Origin of the sequence: Vibrio sp. A2-1 (genome assembly GCF_021728355.1) — a bacterium.
Classification (GTDB): domain Bacteria; phylum Pseudomonadota; class Gammaproteobacteria; order Enterobacterales; family Vibrionaceae; genus Vibrio; species Vibrio splendidus_K.
Genome location: NZ_JAKKCO010000003.1, coordinates 619,458 through 643,545, shown reverse-complemented (window position 1 = coordinate 643,545; position 24,088 = coordinate 619,458). Strand labels below are relative to the sequence as shown.

General features: G+C 44.0%; 27 protein-coding genes. 14 read left to right on the top strand and 13 right to left on the bottom strand.

Going from position 1 to position 24,088, the window contains the following annotated elements:
* Positions 1-162: 162 nt before the first annotated feature.
* Together L3V33_RS14240 and L3V33_RS14235 are read left to right on the top strand one after the other, a co-directional pair.
* Positions 163-861, top strand: coding sequence for a TIGR01621 family pseudouridine synthase (locus tag L3V33_RS14240; protein ID WP_004734618.1), 699 nt, complete (start codon positions 163-165; stop codon positions 859-861).
* An 8-nt stretch (positions 862-869) separates the two neighbouring features.
* Positions 870-1,823: a class I SAM-dependent methyltransferase gene (locus L3V33_RS14235; RefSeq protein WP_237290671.1), complete on the top strand. Its 954-nt coding sequence runs from the start codon at positions 870-872 to the stop codon at positions 1,821-1,823.
* A 76-nt stretch (positions 1,824-1,899) separates the two neighbouring features.
* Here L3V33_RS14235 and L3V33_RS14230 read toward each other — a convergent pair whose 3' ends face one another.
* The 5 genes from L3V33_RS14230 to L3V33_RS14210 form a co-directional block, all read right to left on the bottom strand.
* Positions 1,900-2,517, bottom strand: a complete 618-nt coding sequence (locus L3V33_RS14230; protein WP_237290670.1) for a CDP-alcohol phosphatidyltransferase family protein — start codon at positions 2,515-2,517, stop codon at positions 1,900-1,902.
* Positions 2,507-3,157, bottom strand: coding sequence for an ATP-binding cassette domain-containing protein (locus L3V33_RS14225; RefSeq protein WP_054541029.1), 651 nt, complete (start codon positions 3,155-3,157; stop codon positions 2,507-2,509). The genes L3V33_RS14230 and L3V33_RS14225 overlap by 11 nt, the downstream gene beginning before the upstream one ends.
* Positions 3,123-4,823 (bottom strand): thiamine ABC transporter permease, encoded by a 1,701-nt coding sequence (locus L3V33_RS14220; RefSeq protein WP_237290669.1) that lies wholly within the window; start codon positions 4,821-4,823, stop codon positions 3,123-3,125. The genes L3V33_RS14225 and L3V33_RS14220 overlap by 35 nt, the downstream gene beginning before the upstream one ends.
* A 5-nt stretch (positions 4,824-4,828) precedes the next feature.
* Positions 4,829-5,995, bottom strand: a complete 1,167-nt coding sequence (locus L3V33_RS14215) for an ABC transporter substrate-binding protein (protein WP_237290668.1) — start codon at positions 5,993-5,995, stop codon at positions 4,829-4,831.
* 395 nt (positions 5,996-6,390) lie between these two features.
* Positions 6,391-6,837: an META domain-containing protein gene (locus L3V33_RS14210; protein WP_029224504.1), complete on the bottom strand. Its 447-nt coding sequence runs from the start codon at positions 6,835-6,837 to the stop codon at positions 6,391-6,393.
* A 187-nt stretch (positions 6,838-7,024) separates the two neighbouring features.
* Here L3V33_RS14210 and L3V33_RS14205 point away from each other — a divergent pair, with 187 nt between their 5' ends.
* Positions 7,025-7,288 (top strand): DUF1289 domain-containing protein, encoded by a 264-nt coding sequence (locus L3V33_RS14205; RefSeq protein ID WP_017079017.1) that lies wholly within the window; start codon positions 7,025-7,027, stop codon positions 7,286-7,288.
* Positions 7,289-7,397: 109 nt separating this feature from the next.
* Positions 7,398-7,565, top strand: coding sequence for a hypothetical protein (locus L3V33_RS14200; RefSeq protein WP_017079018.1), 168 nt, complete (start codon positions 7,398-7,400; stop codon positions 7,563-7,565).
* A 74-nt stretch (positions 7,566-7,639) separates the two neighbouring features.
* On the opposite strand, the gene L3V33_RS14195 is transcribed toward L3V33_RS14200, so the two are convergent.
* From L3V33_RS14195 to L3V33_RS14185, 3 genes are all read right to left on the bottom strand, one after another.
* Positions 7,640-7,942 carry a thiamine-binding protein gene (locus L3V33_RS14195; protein WP_171313347.1) on the bottom strand — a complete coding sequence of 101 codons (303 nt, stop codon included), beginning with the start codon at positions 7,940-7,942 and terminating at the stop codon, positions 7,640-7,642.
* 142 nt (positions 7,943-8,084) lie between these two features.
* Positions 8,085-8,306: a hypothetical protein gene (locus L3V33_RS14190; protein ID WP_004734659.1), complete on the bottom strand. Its 222-nt coding sequence runs from the start codon at positions 8,304-8,306 to the stop codon at positions 8,085-8,087.
* A 250-nt stretch (positions 8,307-8,556) separates the two neighbouring features.
* Complete coding sequence (locus tag L3V33_RS14185; protein ID WP_237290667.1) at positions 8,557-9,795, bottom strand: DEAD/DEAH box helicase; 1,239 nt, start codon at positions 9,793-9,795, stop codon at positions 8,557-8,559.
* Between the two features lie 258 nt (positions 9,796-10,053).
* On the opposite strand from L3V33_RS14185, the gene L3V33_RS14180 reads away from it, so the two are divergent.
* Together L3V33_RS14180 and L3V33_RS14175 are read left to right on the top strand one after the other, a co-directional pair.
* Positions 10,054-10,680, top strand: a complete 627-nt coding sequence (locus L3V33_RS14180; RefSeq protein ID WP_237290666.1) for a LysE family translocator — start codon at positions 10,054-10,056, stop codon at positions 10,678-10,680.
* Between the two features lie 218 nt (positions 10,681-10,898).
* Positions 10,899-11,255, top strand: coding sequence for a hypothetical protein (locus L3V33_RS14175; protein WP_004734656.1), 357 nt, complete (start codon positions 10,899-10,901; stop codon positions 11,253-11,255).
* Positions 11,256-11,410: 155 nt separating this feature from the next.
* Here L3V33_RS14175 and L3V33_RS14170 read toward each other — a convergent pair whose 3' ends face one another.
* Together L3V33_RS14170 and L3V33_RS14165 are read right to left on the bottom strand one after the other, a co-directional pair.
* Positions 11,411-12,535, bottom strand: coding sequence for a M14-type cytosolic carboxypeptidase (locus L3V33_RS14170; protein ID WP_065681224.1), 1,125 nt, complete (start codon positions 12,533-12,535; stop codon positions 11,411-11,413).
* 137 nt (positions 12,536-12,672) lie between these two features.
* Positions 12,673-12,948 carry a nitrogenase-stabilizing/protective protein NifW gene (locus L3V33_RS14165; RefSeq protein WP_136979680.1) on the bottom strand — a complete coding sequence of 92 codons (276 nt, stop codon included), beginning with the start codon at positions 12,946-12,948 and terminating at the stop codon, positions 12,673-12,675.
* A gap of 173 nt (positions 12,949-13,121) precedes the next feature.
* Between L3V33_RS14165 and L3V33_RS14160 the strand changes: the two genes are divergently transcribed.
* Complete coding sequence (locus tag L3V33_RS14160) at positions 13,122-13,334, top strand: TIGR02450 family Trp-rich protein (protein ID WP_237290665.1); 213 nt, start codon at positions 13,122-13,124, stop codon at positions 13,332-13,334.
* 39 nt (positions 13,335-13,373) lie between these two features.
* Here the strand turns inward: L3V33_RS14160 and L3V33_RS14155 are convergent, their stop codons facing one another.
* The gene (locus L3V33_RS14155) at positions 13,374-14,111 is read right to left on the bottom strand and encodes an HAD-IIB family hydrolase (protein WP_237290664.1); all 738 of its coding nucleotides are present in this window, start codon (positions 14,109-14,111) and stop codon (positions 13,374-13,376) included.
* 745 nt (positions 14,112-14,856) lie between these two features.
* Between L3V33_RS14155 and proV the strand changes: the two genes are divergently transcribed.
* Genes proV through proX form a run of 3 tightly spaced genes read left to right on the top strand, consistent with a single transcriptional unit; the run spans position 14,857 to position 18,142 of the window.
* Complete coding sequence (gene proV / locus L3V33_RS14150) at positions 14,857-16,044, top strand: glycine betaine/L-proline ABC transporter ATP-binding protein ProV (protein WP_017079026.1); 1,188 nt, start codon at positions 14,857-14,859, stop codon at positions 16,042-16,044.
* Positions 16,045-16,047: 3 nt separating this feature from the next.
* Complete coding sequence (proW, locus tag L3V33_RS14145; RefSeq protein ID WP_065205516.1) at positions 16,048-17,142, top strand: glycine betaine/L-proline ABC transporter permease ProW; 1,095 nt, start codon at positions 16,048-16,050, stop codon at positions 17,140-17,142.
* Entirely contained in the window at positions 17,135-18,142 is a 1,008-nt protein-coding gene (proX, locus tag L3V33_RS14140; protein ID WP_004734648.1) for a glycine betaine/L-proline ABC transporter substrate-binding protein ProX, read from the top strand. The genes proW and proX overlap by 8 nt, the downstream gene beginning before the upstream one ends.
* 211 nt (positions 18,143-18,353) lie before the next feature.
* On the opposite strand, the gene L3V33_RS14135 is transcribed toward proX, so the two are convergent.
* Positions 18,354-18,728, bottom strand: a complete 375-nt coding sequence (locus tag L3V33_RS14135) for a nuclear transport factor 2 family protein (RefSeq protein ID WP_237290663.1) — start codon at positions 18,726-18,728, stop codon at positions 18,354-18,356.
* A 142-nt stretch (positions 18,729-18,870) separates the two neighbouring features.
* Between L3V33_RS14135 and L3V33_RS14130 the strand changes: the two genes are divergently transcribed.
* The 4 genes from L3V33_RS14130 to L3V33_RS14115 all read left to right on the top strand — a co-directional run bounded on the left by L3V33_RS14130 (position 18,871) and on the right by L3V33_RS14115 (position 23,325).
* The gene (locus L3V33_RS14130; RefSeq protein WP_171313328.1) at positions 18,871-19,737 is read left to right on the top strand and encodes a LysR family transcriptional regulator; all 867 of its coding nucleotides are present in this window, start codon (positions 18,871-18,873) and stop codon (positions 19,735-19,737) included.
* A gap of 178 nt (positions 19,738-19,915) precedes the next feature.
* Positions 19,916-21,172, top strand: coding sequence for a paraquat-inducible protein A (locus L3V33_RS14125; protein WP_171327499.1), 1,257 nt, complete (start codon positions 19,916-19,918; stop codon positions 21,170-21,172).
* Positions 21,173-21,196: 24 nt separating this feature from the next.
* The gene (gene pqiB, locus L3V33_RS14120; RefSeq protein ID WP_237290662.1) at positions 21,197-22,822 is read left to right on the top strand and encodes an intermembrane transport protein PqiB; all 1,626 of its coding nucleotides are present in this window, start codon (positions 21,197-21,199) and stop codon (positions 22,820-22,822) included.
* Positions 22,822-23,325, top strand: a complete 504-nt coding sequence (locus L3V33_RS14115; protein ID WP_065205510.1) for an ABC-type transport auxiliary lipoprotein family protein — start codon at positions 22,822-22,824, stop codon at positions 23,323-23,325. Before pqiB ends, L3V33_RS14115 begins: the two co-directional genes overlap by 1 nt.
* 121 nt (positions 23,326-23,446) lie before the next feature.
* On the opposite strand, the gene L3V33_RS14110 is transcribed toward L3V33_RS14115, so the two are convergent.
* Positions 23,447-23,866: a BLUF domain-containing protein gene (locus tag L3V33_RS14110; RefSeq protein WP_065205509.1), complete on the bottom strand. Its 420-nt coding sequence runs from the start codon at positions 23,864-23,866 to the stop codon at positions 23,447-23,449.
* Between the last annotated feature and the right edge of the window lie 222 nt (positions 23,867-24,088).

The following is a 24,088-nucleotide window of genomic DNA, read 5'->3' as shown; positions in this document are numbered from 1 at the left end:
TATTTACCGAATGCTAATCGAGTAAAGACCAAGCACTGATCGCTACTTGCTGAAAAGAAGCCCAATGATTCAATATTTATTGAGTGAGTTGGGCTTTTTCGTAGCTGGAATCTGGATTCAGACACGGTATACTCCACGTTCTACAATGGAGCTAGCCTTTAAATGTTCGACATTCTTCTGAACCACTCTGATTTTTTACTCATAAACAAACATCCTGGCGTCAGCGTCCATAAAGACGATGGCGATACCATGTTGTTGCAAGAAGTTGCTAAGGCAATCAACGAGCCGAAGTTATATCTCGTTCACCGCCTCGATAAAATGACCTCAGGTATTCTGCTGTTAGCAAAGAATGCCTCGGCAGCGAGTGAGCTTTCACAGCTGTTCGCAAAGCGTGAAGTCGAGAAGTACTACCTTGCGATTGGTTCGAAGAAACCAAAGAAAAAGCAGGGGCTGATTTCAGGAGATATGGAGCGTTCACGACGCTCAAGCTGGAAGTTACTGACAAGCAAAGAAAATCCAGCGATTACCCAGTTTTTATCTGCAACGGCTGAACCCGGTGAGCGTCTATTTTTATGTAAACCCTATACGGGGCGAACTCACCAGATCCGTGTTGCGATGAAGTCGATCGGCTCAGCCATTGTTGGTGACCCTATTTATAATCCATCGAGTGAGGCGGACAGAGGTTATCTGCATGCCTTCGCGATTCGATTTACCTATCAATCACAAGCCTACGAATATGTCTGCGATCCAAGAAGCCTAAACTCCTTGGGTGAGAAGTGGCATCAAGAGATCGTGTCTAATGGTTTAGACAACTGGCTTGAACCTTGGTCATTAACTTGGCCAAAGCTAAACACTAAGTGAGTGAAATAATGGAAGCATCAGCTTTACCTCTGTTTTTTAGTCATATTGAACAGAAACTTAATGAAGTGCCGAATGAACTACGCCGTATTTTTCACGGTCGCGGTAAGTTTTGGCCAGGCCTAGATCAACTAACATGTGATTGGGTTGATGGGCAGTTATTGGTTAACGTATTCAAAGAAGTAGATGACGAGTTCTTATCATCTCTTAAAGCAGGACTGGTCGATCTCACTAATAAAGATATCTGGCAAGTAAAGCAGGGCACCAGTATTGTTCTGCAACATCGTTATGCCGATGGTGCGCCGTCAGAGGTTTTATGGGGTGAACTTAATGACTCACCCATCGTGGTTGAGCACGGTCTTAAGTACCAACTAGACATTGGCCGTAACCAGAACTTTGGTTTGTTCCTCGACATGCGTAATGGTCGCCAGTGGGTACAAGACAATGCTAAGGATAAGAATGTCCTTAACCTGTTCGCATACACTTGTGGTTTCTCAGTAGCGGCTATCGCTGGTGGTGCTCGCCAATGCATGAACGTGGACATGTCACGTGGCTCGCTAAACAAAGGCCGTGATAACCACCGCTTGAATGATCACGATATGCGTTCGGTGAACTTCCTTGGTTACGATATCTTTAAGTCTTGGGGAAAAATCAAAAAGGGTGGCCTTTACGAGTTGGTTATCATCGACCCGCCTTCGTTCCAAAAAGGCAGCTTTGCTTTAACTAAAGATTATAAAAAGATCTTACGTCGCTTGCCTGATCTTCTAACAGAAGGCGGAGAAGTGATTGCTTGTGTTAACTCACCAGCAGTATCGCCAAACTTCCTAATTGAGACGATGGCAGAAGAAGCACCTAGTGTTGAGTTTATCGAACGTCTAGACAACCCACCTGAGTTTGTCGATGTCGACCTTGATTCAAGCCTAAAGGTATTGAGATTTCAAATTAAAGCCTCTACTGACGCTTAATTGAATTTCAGAATCAGCTAAAAAACGCAGCTCATATGAGCTGCGTTTTTGTTTATGAGGAATGCAGAAATTCACATTAGTTGGTTTGATTCTTGAGTGTCTGAAACCCAAAATAAATACGCATGAACGTAGTTAGCCAACACGCAGCACCAAAGGTATAAGCGATAACCGCAAAGTGTTGAGGCCAAATACAGAAAGCAATGAAACAAGCGATGGTTTCTGTGCCTTCGGTTAGTCCAGACATGTAATAGAGAGACTTATGTTTATAGACTGGGTTTTCAATGCCTCGCTTACCAGCCATAACCGCAAACGCTAGAAAGCTGCTGCCTGTGCCGATAAAAGAGAAAATCAAAAATGCACCGGCAATGGCGTTGTGTTCTGGGTTGGCGATAACAAAGCCAAAAGGGATTAACGAGTAGAAAAGAAAATCGAGGCTGATGTCTAGGAAACCGCCCGCATCACTAATGCCTTGGATTCGAGCTAAGGCTCCATCAAGCCCGTCACAAACCCTGTTAAATACAATAAACCCCAACGCCCATTCGTATTGTTGAAATGCCAATGCTGGAAACGCTAAACATCCCACCACAAATCCGAATAACGTGGTTTGATTGGCCGTGATATCAAATTGGTTCAGTAACTTAGCCGACTGATTTAATGGCCACTTAATGACCTTAATAGAGTACTTATCCAGCATGGTTACTTCTCCATGGCCAAGACAGAACTTTTGCCCCTTGAGGCACATCGGTTTGGTCGTGCGTCACCATTAATGTCGGAATATTCGCTTTAGTGAGTTGCTCAAATACCCAGTCGCGAAACTGGGCTCTGAGTTCTTGGTCGAGCTTACTAAACGGCTCATCAAGCAACGCCAATTTCGGTTTCGCCAATAGCATACGAGTTAAGCTAATTCTCGCTCGCTGGCCGCCAGATATTTGGTCGGGAAACGACTCAGCCAAGCGGGTCAGTTCAATGTCTTTTAATGCTTCCATTGCTTGTTGCTGGCGATCTGAACCCTTAACCGAGTTTGGTAACGAAAAGGCCAAGTTCTCCCATACTTTTAGGTGTGGAAACAACAAGTCGTCTTGAAACAGAATACCAACTTCACGCTGATGTGATGGGAGGTCGTCTAGTTGAATATCGTTCAAAATAACGGTGCCAGAGTATGAGAACTCGTCATTTAGGTGACCCGCGATGGCATCTAACAAAGTCGATTTTCCGCAGCCGCTTGGCCCCATCAACGCCAATATTTGGCCTGATTCTAATGTTACGTTTAGCGCTGAAAACAGCGATTCGCCACCGTTTTTATGGATGGCGAGGTCGTTGAGGTGCAGACTCATTAGTAAGAAAACCTTTAAAAGTAAGACGGCGATATCTAAGTTGAAGTCGGCTGACTAATATCGCTAAAGAGAAAAAGAACAGAGGCAACAAGGCCTGCCAAATGGCATAAATTGCGGTTACCCTGCGGTCGAAACCACTGGTTAGGGCAACGGCTTCTGTGGTGATGGTGCTAATACGACCAGCACCGAGCATCAATGTCGGCAAGTACTGAGCCAAACTCACACTGATCCCAACCGCCCAAGCGAAGGCGATGGCGGGCAGTAATATAGGCAGCTTGATCGAATACCAGCTTTGAAATGGCGATTTACCCAAGCTCAGTGAAGCTTTTATCAGCCCATCGTTGAAGCTTTTCCATGGGCCGTCCAAAGACAAGTACACAAATGGAAAGGCGAAGAAAACATGCGCCCAAATAACCCAAAGCTCATAGGCACTGCTGCCAATGTATAGGGTGGTGATTTGCATACCGAATAACACCGACAGTTGAGGTATCAACATTGGAATAGCGATAATAAAGCCTGGGACTTGCCACTTGTATTTGATTCTGTATTCGTGAGCAACCAGCGCAAGCAACAAAGCGATTGAAGCAGCAATAAGACCAATCCATAAGCTTTGACCAACGGTGCTCATGATGCCATCCCACTCGAACTCCCAGAAGCGCATGCTGTAGCGACTAGGCAGTAAATCAGGGAAGCGCCAGCGCTGCGCAAAACTCCAGATAATCATCAATGGAATGATCATCAGTGACAAAGCTGCAAGAGCTGTGAATACGGTTTTCCCCGGCAAGTTAACCCCTGTTCTGCCTGAATATTGCCAAGTTCGAAAGTACTTAAGAATTGCCCATTCAACTAAACGCGCCAAGGCGATGATCAACGAAGCCAAGCCAAACAAAACGATCGCACCAGCAGCAGCTCGTGGTAGTAGATTAAGATCTGGGTCGTTGAACCATTGCCATACCAAAACGGCAAAAGTCGGTGGGTTGGTTGGGCCAATGATCAGAGCGATGTCGACAACCGATACGCTATAGGCGAGCACAGCCAGTATTGGGAAGCGAAGCTTAGTAAACCATTGCGGGAAAATACACTTCCACCAGATCTGAGTGCGGCTGTAACCGAGTGATGCACTCACCTTAGTGATACGTTCTACATCGATTTGTTGAAGTATCGATATGCTCATCAGCAACAAGAAAGGAACTTCTTTGAGTGCGAGCATAATGATTAGGCCAAACGCGTAAGGATCTTTGATCAGCAAAGCCAATTCAGAGCTTGTAGCCGATTCACCAAGTAAGTGATGCACGGCTCTTGCGCCAAGCCCTGTTGGGCTAAACAGAAAAGCAAAGCCGATAGCGAAAGCCACATGCGGAATGGCAAGCATTGGCGATAGCGTTAGCTCAATCTTTCTCCAAAACTTGTTTCCCCAAGAAGCCTGAAGAATACAAAAGGTCAGGAAGCAGGCAATGTAGCTGCTGGCGACCGCTGAACCTAGGCTTAAGCCAATAGAGTGCCAAGCCCCTTCCCATTGAAAGACTTGGCTAAAACCGTTGAGTGTCGGCTCCTCTAAACCTAGAGGCGGGATGAAACTCAGTGACGAAGCCACGACTCCCGCTACCCCAGGAATGGTTGGGATAATGCATACCGCTATAACAACAAAATATAGAGCGCGTAGCATGAAGACTAGTTACCGTATCGCTTAAGCCACTCTTTTTCGAGCGCGTTTTGCCAACTAGGATGCGGTTCATCAATCGATTTAAATTGCTGAGTATTTTTAGCGCTGCCGGTTAAGTACTTACTGCTCAATACAGAAGGGTCACCCCAAACATTGAGGTCACCTTTGCGAGATTGTGCTTCTGGGCTCAACAAGAAGTTGATGGTCACTTGAGCACCCGCGGTTGCATTGGCATTCCAAGGAATCGCAAGGAAGTGAATGTTAGACAGAGCGCCGCTTTCTAACGCATAAGCCTTGGTAGTTTCCGCTAGGCGGCCACTTGATTGTGCTGAATATACAGAGTTTGGATTGAACGTAATCGCGAGGTCGAGCTGTCCGTCATCCAGAAGTTGAATGCTTTCAGATGTACCTGCAGGAAATTGCTTTCCGCCTCTCCATGCCACTTTATGGAATTTATCTAAGTAAGCCCACAGTGGTTCCGTAACTTCTTGGAAGGTATCTTCTGAAACGGGTTTAGCAAGCGCAGGACTGTTGTTTGTCAGCTCAATCAGTAGAGACTTAATGAAGCTCGTACCGTGAAACTCTGGTGGGCGCGGGTAGCTTAAGCGATTCGGGAAAACCTGAGCGTAGCTCAACATCTCTGAAAACGATTGTGGCGGATTGTGCAGTGTTTCTTGGTCGTGGATGAAGACAAGTTGCCCAACGCCCCAAGGTGCCTCCAAGCCTTCTGTTGGCTCCGAGAAATCGACATCGATCGGCAAAGACTTATCCACGTACTGCCAGTTTGGAAGTGTTTGAGTGAATGGTCCAAACAACAAGGCATTTTCTTTCATTGAACGGAAATTCTCGCCGTTAATCCAGACGATATCGACACTGCCTTCAGTGTTCTTTCCTGCCGCCTTTTCTGCGAGTAAGCGAGTGGTAGTTTCTGCAATATCGGTTACTTTCACATGTTTTAAGGTAACACCGTACTCGCTTTGTAATTTCTTGCCCGCCCACTGTAGGTAACGATTGATTTCTTGGCTACCGCCCCAAGCGTGAAAGTAGACAGTTTGTCCTTCTGCCTGCTGTTCGATTTGGTTCCAGTTATTGGTTGATGTTGCTTCATCAGCATAAATGGTTGCGCTGTATGCAACGGTTGCCATGATTCCTAACGTACTTACTATCTTGTTCATAAACTTTTCCATTTGGTAGTGAACGGGTAAGAGCATTGTTATTTAGAACTCCCTACAGTTATTCTATCTGTTTCTGAAATAAATTCTAATTCAACAGTAAATTCAATCAATTACTTGAGAACAAGCAGGGAGGGCGTGCTGGTCTTTTTTGGTTGAACTTTGTTCTATATACGATCGTCTCGAAAGCTCGACAGATTCTAGGCTCTTACCATCCTAGCAATAGACCGATAAACCAGTGAATTTATTGCATCTAAATGAGAGATATTTGAGGTTTATTGGAGGTTGGTACGAAAAGTAGGCGATGAGTGTTAATTTTGAAGGTGTTGTGAGGGTAAGCAGGCAATAAAAAAGGAGCCATGAAGGCTCCTTTAATCAATATCTATTTCGAGAACGGATTAGTTTACCCAATCACGAATTGTGTACGTTAGCGTGTGTACATCGTTTTTCAGTACTAACGTATCGTTTGTTAGGGTTACGTCGCTCCACTCGCTTAGAGTAGCTGAAACCGATTGTTCGATTTCCATTGCTGAACCGTGACACATTTTCATTGTCATGCCCATTTGCTTGATACGGAATTGACCGTCTTTCAGCTCGCCTTGACCGAAGAAGTTGTTACAACCAGCCATGCCGTTTGCAGTCATCTTTTCGCCGATCTCTAGACGAGGAGCTGCTTGGTCTTCGCTTTTCGCAATGTCCTTGCCATCAATTTGCGCAAGTTCCCAATTATGGTGCTGTAGATCGGTTGGTGTTACTTGCATCGCGTTGTCACCTGTTGTTGTGCATGCTGCTAGCATCATAGGTAAAGCGGCTACTGCTAGTAATTTTTTTGAACTAAACTTCATATTATAAGGCTCCAAAGGAAAGAACGAAGTTACCGAATAAGTGTAACTTGATGGGTTCAAAGTATAGTTTACAAAACACTATATGTGTCAGTATAAGGTCATAGTTTAGTATGAATTTCACGAGCTGGGCGACAAATTAATCGCTTATTTTTTAATTAGTAAGCTCGATTTTGATGTGTAAGGAGGCATGGTGGAGCAGTTAGAGTTTTTCCAGGTTCCAAGCCCTTGCGTTGGGGTTTGCTCAAGCGATGATAAAGGCTATTGCAATGGTTGTATGCGCAAAAGAGAAGAGCGCTTTAATTGGATGTCGATGACTCCGTCAGAACAATTGCACGTGATTAAGCTGTGTCGTCAGCGCTATCGAAGGAAGATAATGAAGCAAAAAAACTTGGTTGGTAAGTCGGTCGACGAAGAGGGGAATACAAGTCCCCAAAGAGATCTTTTCGGTTAAAGAGGAAGTATCAAGATTTTATTTAACTCCGAAGTAACTATTACTTTACATAATGGTTGGGGTGTAATATTAAGGTAGGTACCTTTGTACCAGAAGGAGTGATGTCGGTATGAATAAAAAGAACGTAAAACTCAAAAAAGAACCGGTTAAAGCACTGGATCGAAAAAACATTGGGGCGAAAAATGACCCTGAAGAGAGCCCGCGTGATTGGCATTCGATGTCAGAAGAAGAACGAATGGAAATCCTTTCTCACCTTTCAGACATGCCTTTTCAATAACATCACTGGTTCTTCAGAGTCTTTCTTCAACCTCTGTTTTCTTAAATAAACAGCTTTCTGAAATAAACATATTACTAAACAAACATGTGATTCGCTTTCGTTACACCACGATGGTATGTACAAAATGTATCATCGGCCTCGGTGGTTTTACTATGAATCTTTATGTTGGTTATCACTTCTACAGCCCCTGCATTGTAACAAGCTTGCTCTGCCTTTTTAACGATATCGAGTAATTGATTGAGCTCACCTTTCATTGTGGTTTCCATCGCACCAACTTGGAAAGGGACATCGGCTGCTTTCACAACTTCAATGGCTTTATCAACTACTTCGAAGTTGTTGCCTTCTTTAACGCGAGGGATCACTTGGAAGGCAACCATCACTTCTTTTTCTCTTTTTAACTCAGACACTTTCTGCTTACTCAATGATAGGGATTTGTTGCAGATGATAGGTTAATGCGGAGATAAATTCTACAGCGGTTACGCTGCTTTATTTATGACACGAGTGACTGGAGATATCGGACTACTTACTACCCCAGTGGTCGCTAACCCAACCACCAATATGCTCATCAAAATGACTACCACTGAACCTCTGATTGCGTTCCACCGAGGTATCACAGTCGTCTTTGTTGTCGATTAGGTTTTGTATGTAGTTTGCCATTGGGTCATTGGAACTCTGACGATCTCGGCGAGTAGCCACTTCCTTAATCAGTTGTAATCGATATGTAGAGCTTGCACGTTTCATTTCAATGACCTCCCGGTTTTTAGACACTAATAGAAAAATCTAGTTGCCAGATATAGGGGCGTCAACGTGATCAGAAAGTATTTTTTTTGAGCAACCAAGAATCAATACCTTGGCACCATAATTCACAAAAGTGTCATTTAAAGTTGCATTTTGTCTGAGTCGACAGGTTGTGATTTTACATCTGATTGCATATAAAAAGCCCAGTACAAACTGGGCTAATCGATTTTCTATGGCTATTCTGATGAACTGGCTATTTCGAAGGACTTGGCTTGCTCTTAAATTGCTTAGCACTTTTCTTCTTTGCGGTTCTTCGGTTAGCCATTTTGTCTTTAGGTGGACGTTTGCGAGCTGTCGCTTCCGATGCAGGTTTGTCTGTAACAGGGAAACCTTCTAATGCTTGTAGCACAAGAGGCTTATTGGTCAGAGTACGAATCGCATTCAGGTAATCAGTTTCGCTGTGACTAACCAGAGAGATAGCGCAACCAGTGCTTCCTGCTCTTGCTGTGCGACCAACTCGGTGTACGTAAGTTGCGGAGTGTGTCGGCAAATCAAAATTAATCACGACAGGCAGCTGATCAATATGGATGCCGCGAGACATCACGTCGGTGGCGATAAGCACACGAGTCTCGCCATTTTTGAAACTTTCTAATGCTTGCTCTCGTTCTTCTTGGCTCTTATTTCCATGTAACGCACTCACACTGATTTTGGCTTTATTCAGTCGCTTGGTTAATGCATCTGCATTATCTTTTGCGCCAATAAATACCAATACTTGCGGCCATGTGTGTTGATTGAGTAGGGCAATGAGCGCCTGTGCTTTACTGCCTTTGTTCACTAAGTACAGAGTTTCTTCAATAGTCGCGACCACGCTGTTTTCTTGGTGTGTCGTGACTTTAACTGGGTTTGAAAGAAGCAGCTCAGCCTGACTAACCAACTCTGGCGGAAGTGTCGCAGAGAACAACAGTGACTGACGTTTGCTCGGTAGTGCTGCAGTAATCGCTTGAATATCTGGCCAAAAGCCCATGTCGATCAGGCGGTCGGCTTCATCAAGAACCAATGATACGCACTGAGTTACATCCAGTTCGCTACTTTTGATTAAAGCAAGTAGACGCCCCGGAGTAGCGATTGCTAATTGCGGTTGGGTTAGTAATTGTTGCTGCTGATCATCAGTATTCACGCCACCGGTTAAGGTTACCAATTTGATATCGAGCGCTGTCGCGATCGGCTCTAAAGATTCAGTCACTTGAGACGCGAGTTCACGTGTCGGGACGATGATAAGCGCTTGCAGTCCATTCACATCATGGTTGATGTTGTTCAGCAAGGGTAAGCCGAACGCCAATGTTTTTCCGCTACCCGTTTGAGCCAACGCAAGTACGTCTTTACCCGCAATAATTGATGGAATTACCGCTTGTTGTATCTCAGTCGGTTTGTCGAATTGAGAAGGGATCGCTGTGACGGTTTTTGCGTTAAGGGTGAGGTTATCAAATGACATAAATGAACCAAGTATCAAAATGGAGGTGGAGTCTAACAGGGCTATAAATGTTAGAAAATGAGTTTTGCTGCGTTACAGGATAAACGGGTGAATTATACACGTTAAATTTAAGCGTTATCCATACAACTGAACTAAGGCAAGCGAGCTAAGCCAAGCTAATTAAACGTTGGGCATATTGTAATGGTATTGAATGGACGTACAATACCCGCCCTAAAACGATCAAGTATGATTAGGAAGCTTTAAGGAAATGAGAGCGAAATGAGTTGGGAAAGTATCTGGCTGTTTATTATCATCGTGTTTTTTATTGCCATCATTCCAGGCCCAAATGCTTTGTTGGTATTGAGCACGGCTTTAACTCAAAGAAAGTTGTTTGCGTTTATTAACGTGTTGGGTGTGTCGTTCGGGTTCTTTTTCCATGCGTTTGTTTCTGCGAATGGCATGAGCTTACTGTTATCTCAGACTCCAATGGCCTTTGAGGGACTGAAGTGGGCGGGTGTCTTGTACTTAGTCTGGCTTGGTTATAATCACTTTCGAGCGGCACTGCGAGCTCAAGAGGGTGTGCTTGCTATAGTGAGCGCATCGGGCAGTAAGCTCTATAATCAGTTTTTCAAAGGACTCCTCACTAATCTACTGAACCCTAAAATCGTTCTGTTCTACCTTTCGATATTCCCTCAGTTTGTTTCTAAGGATCACATTGTGTCCGACAGTTTAATGCTGGGCGCGATACAGGCGACAGTGGTTGCTACATGGTTTTTGGTTGTCATTTTGATGGCTGATACGTTTAAGAGATTATTGACGAAAAAGCGCACGTCTCAATGGATGAACATTGTGTGCGGGTTGTTGTTTGTTGGCTTCAGTATTCAGTTGGCGCTGTTTCAGCTTTAGGGTTCATAGCTAACAATCGCACCCCTAGCATATACGACTCATATCTCACTTTTTACTGAATGCTCAGCAATCCTTGTTTCTGTGCATAAATCTCTAAAGCATTAGCTCGTAAAGTCGATATAATGGTCAGCTATCAATTCGGTGAATGTGTTCGTTCGAAATCCAATTGAAGCTAAAGGCTATTGCTTTACTGAATAAACAGAGACAGGGAGTCACAGATGAGTGAAGAGTTATTCACCCAGAAACGCAAATATTACCGCTTGAAGTACCCAAAAAAGGCACGTCCAGTGATGCGAATTAAGGATGAGCTTTTTCATGTCAGCGAAGTGTCTGAAAAGGGTGTGCGCTTGATGATGCGTAACATCATTCCTGTTTATCGAGGCTTCTCAATGGCGGGCAGTTTAAGACTGCACGATAACAACACCATTGATATTAGTGGTGCAGTGCTGCGACAAGAAGGCGATGAAGTGATCGTTCAGTTGTTAGAAGGACCAAGCTTCAAAGATATGGTGTCAGAACAAAGACACATTAGACAAAGATACCCAGTATTTTTTGCTAGCCTCAGAGTGGCATAAAAAGCTTTTAAAGTTAGATGCCTTAAAGCCCAAATCATTCATTCAGATCCGATATTAAAAAGCCCAGCACTTTCACAAGTGCTGGGCTTTGCTATATATGCAAGCAAACTAACTATACGGACAAACTAAGGCGCTTAGCCTGTCTATGGTTCGTTTTATAGCTCGTCTACTGTTGCCCAAACCGCGGCTAGCATGTCGTGACCAAATGCAACACTGCGCTCTGGAGACCAGCCGTAAAGTTCGTCAGCGTGGCTGATGTGATCTTTAAACGGCATCTCGACAGTGTAAGCCAGACATTTGAACTGCTCGCCGATCCAGTTTGTGCCGACGGTCATATTTGCTTTGCCCGGTTCGTCTTTATCGTAACCAAATTCATCTTGGAATTCTGGCGTGATAGTCAGAAGCGCTTGCTTGAAGTGATTCTCCAATTTTGCAATGCGCTCGTTGTATGAAGGTGTGCCTTCGCTACCTGCAACAAAGTTATATGGAATCGCTTCGTCGCCATGAATGTCTAGGCACAGATCAGCGCCAGTTTCTAGCATGCGCTCGCGCACAAGGAAAACTTCAGGGCTGCGTTCTAGAGAAGGTGATTGCCATTCGCGGTTAAGGTTTACACCAATCGCATTAGTGCGCAGGTGACCACGGATGCTGCCATCTGGGTTCATGTTCGGTACAACGCGGAACACAACGCTGTCTAGAAGAGAGCGACCGACTGTGTCTGTCTCATCAAGCAGGCGTTGCAGCAGACCTTCGATTAGCCATTCAGCCATAGTCTCGCCTGGGTGTTGGCGACCAATAACCCAGATGTTTTTCTTCTCTTCACTTGGCTCACCAATGGTTAGCAAGGTGATGTCGTTGTTGTCTAGCGTGTGACCTAGAGTTTCAAGCTTACAAGCCGGGTGCGTTTGAGCACTGTGCAGAAGATCTTGGTGACGATCGTATGAGTACGGCGCAAAGTAGGCGAAGTACATTGAATCGTGTTCAGGGATGATATCAAAGCTTAATGTATCGCCATCGAACTGAGATGGAATACGGAACCACTCTTCACGGTCATAAGATGCTACAACATCATAATCTTTCCACCCATCAGGGTAAGCAGATGTTGCCAATTGGCCGATTTCAAAGTGGTGAGCTTGTTGAGCTTCACTTTCTAAACGGAAATGAAACCACTGAGAGATTTCAGTCTGGTTGTCTGCTGGGATCGTCAGTTGAATGTTTTGTGGTGAATCTGCTGAAACGACGTGAATGTTGCCGCTTTCGAAATTGCTGAAAATTTTCATTGTAGTTTTTATCTCGTAGTTGAGTTGCCGTAAGACTAGCACACTTTTTTTCGAGCAAACCACTAACTAAATCGTAATGAGATGTTATTTCAATTCTCTATTTTTTGTTATCTACGTTTAAGCTTTCTGATTTTGAACTAGCGGCGTTGGCAAGTAGTACAGCCACGACAGGCTGAGCGTGTGTGGCGATCCAGTTTACTGCGTTGAACCTTACAGTACGCGTTTTTCAGTGCTCTTCTTCCAGAAAACCAATCATCGGGTTTCGACAGGATCAGATAACCATTAAAGCGCTTCACAAGCTCTATTCTATTTTGGTCGATAAACTTGCTATCAAAGCCAATCTCAAAGTAATCAAGCGCTTGTTCTATGGCGGTGAAACTCGCTATTTTTTGCTGGAATTCTGTTTGGTTCATGGGGATTAGTATCTGAACTGGTGGCAGCTATTGTACCGAGTCTACGACTTGTTTTATTGACTTTAGTTATGACTTATCTGGATTTTAGTCGTGGGCTTTCTCAACTTAAAATGATCTTTTTAACTCTTTGAAGCTTATAGATAAAACATCAATGAACTGTTCAGGAAAGAATCATGAATCGAATCAACCCAAAGAAACTGCTCCGCAGTAAATGGACTGCTGTTAGTCCAGTAAAGAAAGAAAAGCATTTTATGGTCACTGAGGTTGAGTTTGAAGAAGGGGAGGTGATTCGTTGCTTGATAGAAGCAGTGATGACCAAACGAGAGGAAGCTATTAATTGGCGGGATCTAACTGATAAGGAGTATTGGCTTCCAGGTTGGAAGTAAGGACGTGAAGTAACGAAGAGTATCTCAACTACGCCAGTTTTAACTGCCCGCTACCGTTTGCAATTGCCAGTATTTGAGTCCTTCTAACACACCTTCAGCGTGTGTTGCTCTGCTAGTATACACATTGTCTCGATCAGACAAGTGAGCGACCTCTGGATAATGGTTAGCCACCAATATTGAGTTTACGCCCTTTATTGTCAGCATAGAGGTGTCGTTGGCAGAGTCACCGGCAACGCACACTTCTTCAACGCTCAACTCATGTTGTTTAAGTAGATGATGAATCGCTGTGGCCTTATTGACACCTTTAGGCGTGATATCTAGGTACCAATCGTGAGAGTAGGTGAGGTGTACATCTAATCCGTGCAATTCTAAGCTCGATTCGATAAGTTCATGCTGAGGCTGTGAGAGCTTTCCTTCAAAAGTGATTTTGTAATCACCCTGATGGCTCTCTAAGCGTTCGCCCATGAAATCGAGTGGCGCCAGTGCTGACTCTACCTTTGATTTGTTCCAAGAAGCTTCTAATTGGTTGTGCCAAATATGATCAGGCTTTTGGGAGTGAACGTGATGAATTCTGGTGCCCACATCGCTGATAATACTGTGTGGTTTCGGGTAGTTATCTGATGCCAAGCCCACCCGAATTGAGGGCAGAGTTCTACCCGTCGCGATGATAAAGCGGATATCAGGTTGCTCCGCTAAGTAGTCAAATAACTGATTAACCCCATGAGATGAACCCCCATCAAGCGTACCGTCAAAGTCACACACCAGCATTTTTATCATTCGAGCGCCTTGTCCTTTTCTTTAATCATCGCGGAAAGTATGTCGATTTCTTCTATAAATAATGGCTCAGCAATGAGGACTCTACAAGTTGTCTTTCGGCTTAGATAATCGACACTCATTAGTTTGCAGTAAGCATCACACTTGGCGTTATGTTTTGGATACTGAAGATAATTCTATCAATTTGACCAGTGCCAAACTTGGTTTATTCCATCGGCTATTTCTATTTTCATATAGTGACCTTCTGGCCCTCTATTGGTTTTAATGAGCGGTTGTGAATACCTCTGCGTTCTTGCCGAAGCTATACCGATCTTCTTGTTACATCGATAAAGAAGACGGGGGGAGGTTTAGCTCTCCGTAAAGCGCAAATTTCCAGTTTTTAGATATCGTTAAAACCACAATAAATAGTTTGTATTCGAATTATTTGTACACGAAGTATTTACGTTGAATCCTAGTCTGTTTCACCCATTAATTGTTTTAATGTGAAATAAATATTCAATAATCTATCAGTAAGTAATAGATAATCTCGAACGCATTTATATTGTTTTAATATCCTTTGTTATCAGTGTTTTGGTGGTTTTTATCTGGATATTGAAACTTGATTTTGGTTGGCGAAATGATTGTTTTTGATAAGAGTTACCGAACGCAACCCCTTGATTTACAGCTCTACATTGCTTAGAGTGCTAATCGTTTTTCGAGCTTAAATAACCATTTTTAAGTTAAAATAGCTAAGAAAGGATTAGATTATATGGATCCCATACTGGAAGTTAAGGGACTGTACAAGGTGTTTGGTGAAGATACCGACCGTGCTTTTTCGATGATTAATGAAGGCGCGGATAAAGACAAAATTTTCGAAGAAACAGGGTTAACGATCGGTGTTAACGATGTTTCTCTTAGTATTCAAGAAGGCGAGATTTTCGTGATTATGGGATTGTCAGGATCTGGCAAATCAACCCTAGTACGCCTTCTTAACCGCTTAATCGAACCTACCAAAGGTAATGTGCTTCTTCGAGGCAAAGACATTGCCCACATCTCAGAAGATGAACTGCGTGAAGTCCGCCGCAACAACATCTCCATGGTTTTCCAAAATTTCGCACTGATGCCGCATATGACAGTTATCGAAAATGCTGCATTTGGCCTTGAGCTGGCAGGTGTTGAAGTAGATAAACGAAAACAGTCAGCATTTGAAGCGTTAGAGCGCGTAGGCCTTGGCGCATACTCAGAATCGTACCCAGATGAATTGTCTGGCGGTATGAAACAACGTGTTGGTCTAGCGCGAGCCTTGGCATGTGACCCAGATATCCTGTTAATGGACGAAGCGTTCTCGGCACTCGATCCTTTGATTCGTACTGAAATGCAAGATGAACTGATTCGTCTTCAAAATGACGATAAACGAACGATTGTATTCATCTCCCATGATTTGGATGAAGCGATGAGAATCGGTGACCGTATTGCCATTATGCAAAACGGTGAAGTGGTTCAAGTGGGCACACCAGACGAAATCCTTAACAACCCAGCGAACGACTATGTCGAAGCCTTTTTCCGTGGTGTAAATGTCGCAAGCGTACTTACTGTGAAAGATATTGCGCGTAAGAAACCGGCTGCGGTATTTAAAAAGTCAGAACACGACGGCCCAGCTTCTGCTCTGCAAATCCTAATGGATAACGACCGTGAATACGGCATCGTTGTTGAGAAGAGCAGTCTTTACTCCGGCATTGTTTCCATTGACTCCCTTCGCAAAGCTCACAAAGAGAACAAATCATTAGTGAGCGCGCAGCTCGATGATGGATTAACGCTGAACCCTGATTTACCAATCAATGACGTGCTTGGCCTTGTTGGTGGTGTGCCTTACTCAGTTCCTGTTGTGGATGAGCAAGGCAATTACTTTGGCGTGGTAACTAAGTCACGTTTGCTACAAACATTGGATAAGGGGTAGATCATGTCGTCTGAACAAACAAATAATGACCCATGGTCACAGTCTGCTCCTGCCGCTCAGCCATCAAGTGATCCTTGGGGTCAAGCCGCTGACTCTTCACCATCGGCAGATTGGCTAAGCAGTGAAACCGTAGAAACCATTCCTTTTGATCCTCTTAATCCTTTTGCAGAAGCCGTGCTACCTGTTGATACTTGGGTTGAGTCTGGATTGAATTGGCTAGTTGAACACGGACGACCATTGTTTCAAGCAATTCGTGTACCTATCGATTTCATTCTAAGTTCATTTGAAACGGCATTGGTGTCTACGCCAGCCCCATTTATGCTCATCATTTTGTTCTTGGTGGCATGGCAGTTTTCAAACCTGAAACTGGGTGTTGCTACGGCAGTATCTCTTACTATGATTGGTTTGATCGGCGCTTGGTCTGAAGCGATGACCACGCTTTCACTGGTGATGACATCTGTATTCTTCTGCCTGTTGATCGGTTTACCCATGGGGATATGGCTCGCCCGAAGTAACACGGCGGCTAAATTCGTTCGCCCAATTCTGGACGCTATGCAAACAACGCCAGCCTTTGTTTACTTAGTACCCATCGTAATGTTGTTTGGTATCGGTAACGTTCCGGGTGTGGTGGTGACCATTATATTCGCACTGCCACCGGTGGTACGTTTAACCATCCTAGGTATTCAGCAAGTACCGGAAGATTTAATCGAAGCGGGTCATTCATTCGGTGCAAGCAAAAAGCAGATGCTTTACCGAATTCAACTGCCACTTGCATTACCAACCATTATGGCGGGCGTGAACCAAACACTGATGTTGTCGCTATCTATGGTGGTTATCGCATCAATGATCGCGGTAGGTGGTTTAGGTCAAATGGTACTGAGAGGTATCGGCCGTCTAGATATGGGACTGGCTGCTGTTGGTGGTCTCGGCATCGTTATTCTAGCAATTCTGCTTGACCGCATTACCCAAGTTCTCGGGGTAAATGCAGGTAATACAAAATTACGCTGGTACCACATGGGCCCTGTTTCTCTTGTGCTCAATGCGATAAATCGCGGTAACAAATCAGAACTACAATTAAGGAAAAACACCAATGAATAATTCATGGAAGAGCAAACTTGCAGTTAGCATCGTTTCTACATTAGCAGTATCAACGAACGTGTGGGCAGCAAGCTTACCGGGTGAAGGTGTATCAGTTCAGCCAGTTCAATCGTCTGTAGCGGAAGAAACATTCCAAACGTTGATTGTTAACCGCGCCCTTGAAGAGCTTGGCTACGACGTGAAATCTACGCAAGAAGTGGACTACAACGTAGGTTACACCTCTATCGCAAAAGGTGACGCGACGTTCCTAACCGTAGGTTGGTTCCCGCTTCATGCTGATAAATACAAAATGGCGGGCGGCGATGACAAATTCTACCGTGAAGGCCAATATGTAAGCGGTGCCGCTCAAGGTTACCTAATTGATAAGAAAACGGCTGAAAAATACAACATCACTAACATTGGTCAACTGACGGATCCGAAAATCGCGAAGCTGTTTGATGCTGACGGTGATGGCAAAGCAGACCTTACAGGCTGTAACCCAGGTTGGGGTTGTGAGATGGTGATTGAACATCAACTTTCAGCGTTCAAACTGGACGATACGGTAACTCACAACCAAGGTAACTATGCGGCGATCATCGCAGATACAATTTCTCGTTACCAAAAGGGTGAATCAATCCTTTATTACACGTGGACACCTTACTGGGTAAGTGGCGTATTGGTTCCTAACGAAGATGTAGTTTGGTTAGAAGTACCTTTCTCAGCACTTCCTGGCGAGCGTTCGAATGTGGACACGACGTTATCTAACGGCAAAAACTACGGCTTCGAAATGAACTCAATGCGCATTATTGCGAACAAAGAGTTTGCTAAGAACAACCCATCAGCAGCGAAGCTTTTCGAGATCATCAAACTTAACATCAATGATGTAAGTGCTCAGAACATGATGATGAGTAAAGGCAAGAACAGCTCTGCGGATATCGAAGCGCACGTAAACGGTTGGATCAAAGCGAACCAAAGCACGTTCGATGGTTGGATTACAGAAGCGAAGAAAGCAGCACTGTAACTTTGACTTGTATTTGCTCTGTCTTGCCAGACATTTTGATTTGAAATGATGAGCGTGTTGAGTGATTGTGTAGAGTCACTGAATCACCTTCAAATCAAGTGATAAGGCGACAAAAGTGAACATTAAAAAGCCAGCAGTCCATTTGGATTGCTGGCTTTTTGTTTTCTGTTTCTATTTTTGAGCTGTGAGCTTCTAGCTTTTAATTGCAGCTCTAGCGTTCGCCTTGAACCTCAAAATCATCGCTGACTAAGCGAGCGCAGCCATCGGCTTCAAGTGCCCAGTGCTCACGATGTACAACACCAAACGCTTTGTTCATTGTCCAGCTAGCGGTAAGAATGTAGCCGCCTTCTGGGTGCTCTTCCCACTTAACATCGGTGTAATCAACGTCTTTGAAGCCTTGGTCGATGATATTTTGCCAAAACGCTTGAATCGCTTCACGACCTTCAAAAGTACCAAACGGACGCGCTTCCATTACACAGCTTTCAGTATACTGATCGGCACAGCCTTTCGCATCTTGGCTGTTGAAAGCTCTTTGCCACGCGTTAATGCCCTGCTTACATGCTTCTAATACTTGGTTGTTTAACATTGTTTTTCTCCATAGCAGTATTCTTTCAAACACTGTGTCTTTGATTTGGGTATCTCGATAAGTTGAATAGAGTTTAGTCTTGGAAATTGATTCTAAAAACAGAGATAATAGAAAATACTGTTTGTAAAAAGAGAACAATAAGATGAGTAAGTTAAAGCAGATGTCGATTTTCGCTCATATCGTAGAGCAGGGTTCAGTATCAGCTGCGGCTGAAAAGCTTGAGTTGTCTAAATCTGTCGTCAGTCAGCACCTCAAAATCTTAGAACAAGAGCTAGGCGCTTCTCTTCTTAAGCGCACAACACGCAGGCAATCGCTGACCAGTATGGGTGAGCGTTTTTATTTGAGTTGCAAAGACATCAACGTGATCGCTGAATCGGCTTGGGATATGGCAAAAGCTGAGCTAGAAGAGCCACAAGGTCGGATTCGTATTACGGCGTCAAATGCTCTGATGGACTTGCTCGTCGTACCCGTCATTGCAGATCTGATGAAGCAATATCCGAAGCTAAAACCAGAACTGATAAGCGACGATCAGCACCTAGACTTCATGGAACACGATATTGATCTCGCGGTACGAGTGGGCAGTTCTCGTGATAGCAACCTAAAGCAAAAGCGTTTAGGTGAGTTTAAAGACGTGTTATGTGGTGTTGAAAGCATGCGAAGTCGTGAGCTTGAATCTATTCCTTACATCGCAAATTCTTGGCAGGGAAAACAGGTCACTCATCACTTTAGTTCGCAAAATGAACAAGACTTTATTTATCAACAGCCAGCCAGTTGCATTACGAACTCCTTTCACAGTTGTCTCGCCTTGATCAAATCTGGCGTTGGTATCGGGGCTATTCCAGACTTTTACCTTCATCAGCTATCCGGTGAGGTGGTCGACATGATGCCAGCATTCCAACTACCGACCAACACGGTTTATGCGCTAAACCCATTCGCTTCAAATACGCCTATCGCTATCAAGCTGTGTATCCAAGCGTTGGAAGAGAAGCTTAAGAAGAATTTAGTATAAGCTTTCTAGACACTGCTCTAGGGTTGCGAGGAGGTGGCCAATTGGTCATCTCTTCTTTTATCTTTCTACCTCTCATTTCTACCATACTGTATTTGTTTAATTGTGTGCATATTGGCAAAAAATCCAACCCTTACTTATAGTTAGTCTTAGTGTCTAGTTGCTTATCAACCGCTAAGAGGTGCCGTTATTGTCTGATCTTTGTACCAAGTCATGCATCGAATGTGGGTTAGTCAGCCAGTTTCGGGAATTACCTTCGGGCTGTGAGGCGTCGTGCCCTCGTTGTCATCATACTTTGTGCAGCATCGGCGCGAGTAAGGGGCAAGGAGTGATGGCCTACGCAGTGGCCAGTTTGATCACACTCGTGATGAGTCTTGCTTTTCCCTACATGTCATTTAGCGTCCAAGGTATCAGTCAACAAATAACCCTTTATCAAGCCGTGGATATGATGAATAGGTTAGATAATTCTCTGATTGCCGCACTCTTATTTCTTGCCGTTATTTTCTTGCCTGCTTATTTTCTGATTAGCGCGATGTGGTTCTATTCGTTGACTGAAAAAAGGCGCACCCACTCGCCGAACCTAAGTCGTTTAGCGATCTTCATTTTAAAGACTTTGAGCTGGGTTAAACCGTGGCTCATGGTGGATGTATTTTTGATTGGTGTGTTGGTTAGTTTGATTAAAATAGCAGCACTAGCCGATGTCTCTATGGGTATATCGTTTTGGGCATTTGGTATCTACGCTATGCTGGTGGTCAAAACCATTTCGTTGGTTGATTTTGATTGGATCTGGGACCGATTGATCCCTCCCAAGCCGTTGCATGAATCGGTAACGGGTAGCCTTTTCCAAAAGCATGAGCATTTGGTTTGTCATGTTTGTGGGCAGGTCCACTTGTATGATGACCAACTTAGTCAGTGCTCTCGTTGTCATGTTCACCTACACCGATTTAATCCAACCAAAAACCTTCAGATAGCGTGGGCTCTATTACTTACATCCATTATTTTTTACATCCCGGCAAACCTATACCCAATGATGTATACGTCTGCATTCGGGACGAGTGAAGGTTCAACCATCATCGAAGGTGTCATCATCCTGTGGAATATGGGGTCATACCCAGTCGCTTTTATCATCTTGCTTGCCAGTGTGTTTATACCGATGGCAAAAATGATTGCGCTCGCATACTTGTATTGGAATGCAAAAAGGGTTCAGGGTTTACCTGTTGATGAAGCGACTCGATTTCTCAAAATATACCGTGTTACTGAGTTTATTGGTCGGTGGTCGATGATAGATATTTTCGTTGTCGCTATTTTGGTTGCCTTGGTTCAACTCGACGGGATCATGGCCATTTACCCTGGTCCAGCCGCGTTGTCTTTCGCGTCGGTCGTCATCTTCACTATGTTGTCAGCGATGATTTTCGATTCTCGAATTATATGGAAGTAATCTGCCCTAAGAGGTGTGGGACATATGGATAAACAAAACGCTTCAGATGCAGAAGTATTGAAAAAGAGTGAGATTTCACCTGTTTGGATAGTGCCGATTATCGCAGTTTTGGTTGGGTGCTGGATGTTGTTTCAGTACTTCAATAATCGTGGCCCGGAGATAACCCTGATCTTACCTGATGCCTCGGGTATTGAAGCGGGAAAAACAGCGATTAAGTCTAAAAATGTCCATGTCGGAACCATCACCGATGTGGCGCTAAGTGAAAACTATGAATACATCATAGCGAAAGCTCAGATAGACAAGAAAGCCTCACGCATGATCAATAAAGAAACTCAATTTTGGGTGGTTGAGCCCCATGTCGGCACCGATGGCATTAGTGGGCTTGAGACCATTTTGTCGGGGTCGTACATTGAGTTGAAGCCGGGTAAATCGAGTGAGTCTCAATTGAAGTTCGATGTATTAGACACACCACCTGTCGCGGGACCAGATACCAAAGGAATTCGGGTGGTTGTTTCACACAACAAGGCTAATCAACTCAATGTTGGTGAGCCTGTGTTGCACCATGGTTTTGTTGTAGGTCGTGTTGAAAAAACGAGTTTCGATTATCAAAAGAAAGAGGGCAAATACCAACTGTTTATCTTTGCGCCTTATGATGGACTGATTTTCGAAAAAACGCAGTTTTGGCTATCTTCTGGAATCGATGTGAAGTTTGGTGCGAATGGTTTAGACGTTAACTTTGCATCAATAGAAAGCATCCTGACTGGTGGTGTTAGCTTTGATGTAGCCGAGAGTATTAAGCCTGGATTGCAGATAAAAGAGAACCTTCAAGAGTATACACTGTACGACAATTACGACGCGGTTTTACAAGGTAAGTACACGACATCGATCGAGTATGTGTTGCTATTTGAAGAATCGGTTCGAGGTTTAAGGAAAGGGGCTCCAGTGGAGTATCGTGGTGTCAGGATTGGCACTGTGGGTACGGTGCCGTTACAAATTCGCATGGATAAAGATGGTAAGGTCTCGAACCGTATTCCTATCTTAATCAAACTGGAAATAGAACGAGTTTCTGAAGTCTTTAGAGCCGTGAATGCCGAAGCCTTTGCTGAACGCGTCAAGCTGCAAATGGGCGAAGGGTTAAGAGCGACCTTGAAAACGGGTAACTTGCTTACAGGAGCACTGTTTGTCGACATTAATTTTTATGAAGATGAGGAGACTTATGAACCCAGAGAATTTGATGGTTACCCTGTGTTCCCGGTTGTCGCGGGTGGTCTAACCGAGATTCAAAATCAAATCACCGATTTCCTAACCAAGATTAACGAGCTACCGTTAGACGCGACTATCGCCAATTTAAACGGGTCGCTTGTATCATTAGACACTACCCTGAAGAGTGTCGATCAACTGATGGGTAGTGAGGGCGCAAAAGCGTTACCACAAGATCTGAGTGACACCATGAAGCAACTTGAGGCGACATTAGACAGTTACGATGATGACTCCGACGCTTACAAGCAATTGATCAGTGCATCTGAAGAGTTAGAACATGTGTTAAAAGAGCTTCGCCCACTGATTAAAGTGCTGAATGACAAACCGAATGCGTTAGTGTTCGGTAGCGAAGTAGAAGAAGACCCGATTCCAGTTAAGGGAGTGGAATAATGAGAAAGCTATTTATATCACTGGTTGTGTCATTCGGGCTTTTGGGGTGCGCTGCGCCTACTGATGGTACTAACGCGTACCTCTTGCCTGAAAGTGCATTGGATAAGCCCATCTTTAAGGTCAAAACTAGTGTTGATTTGCCGGATTACCTCGACACGATAGGAATAGCTTATCGCAAGTCTGAAAATGAATTGGTATCTGCGCGTAAACACGTTTGGGCTGAGAACCTTGAAGGGTTGCTTGAAGAGCGGGTAAACAGTTCTAATGCTGCTGGCGCGGAAGATAAAGAATTAACACTCACTTTTGAACAGTTTAATGGTTCTTATACCGGAAACGCAGAAGTGAAAGGAACGTGGGTATTGAGCGACCAAGATACAGTACTTGCGCGTGCCGACTTCGAATCCAAAGTACCCTTGAAAGAAGCAGGTTATGAAGCACTTGTTGAAGCCCTAGGTGAGGGGTTAGATGAGGTTTTGTCTGAGATTCAGTCTAAGCTTCCTTAATGGACCATGTTTGTTTGAGGTGCGTAAGAAGAACATGAACCTTACCAGCTACTCCGCATTGATTTATAGCGGGTCCCGTAAAATATGGGCTTGATTATTAGTAAGCCCATATTAAGAAGGATCACTCAGAAGGCAGATTCTGTTTCAGTTCTAACAACATTTGATACGCACTTTCCCCAGACATTTCATATGGATTAAATTGATCAGAGGTTGAAAACTGTAAATTTAACAATGCTGTCAAACTAGATTGTGGAATGTCACCCATTGACCAATCACCAAACTGTCGGCTATCAATCTCTTTGTAATAAAGAATCGTCACGTTGCTGTGGCGTGGGTCATTGAGAATGTGATTATAGGTATTATTGACCGCATCTCTTGAACCTTCAATACACTGAAGAAAGTACTTTTGATTATGGCTCAGGAGCCCCGTTAGATGGCTTTGCTTATTGTGGTCACGGGAAATATCCAAAATATCGTCCAAAGCTTTAGAATCGCAACTTTCACAAAGCGTGCTGACATAAATCAACCGAGTTAGGAACATAAACACCACTTCACTTTTTGTTTAAAGGTTACTTACAAATATAAGCCAAGTTGATGGAATTGCTAATCTAACCCAAAATATTGAGCGTTCTGATGATTGATTAGTCAGTAATTATGAAAATCTAATTGGCATGTTACTGCGGAATTTTATGAGCAAGGAGCATTATAACAATACTCCTTGTTCACTTTTCACGATATTTAGACTGTATTTATTGTAATAGAT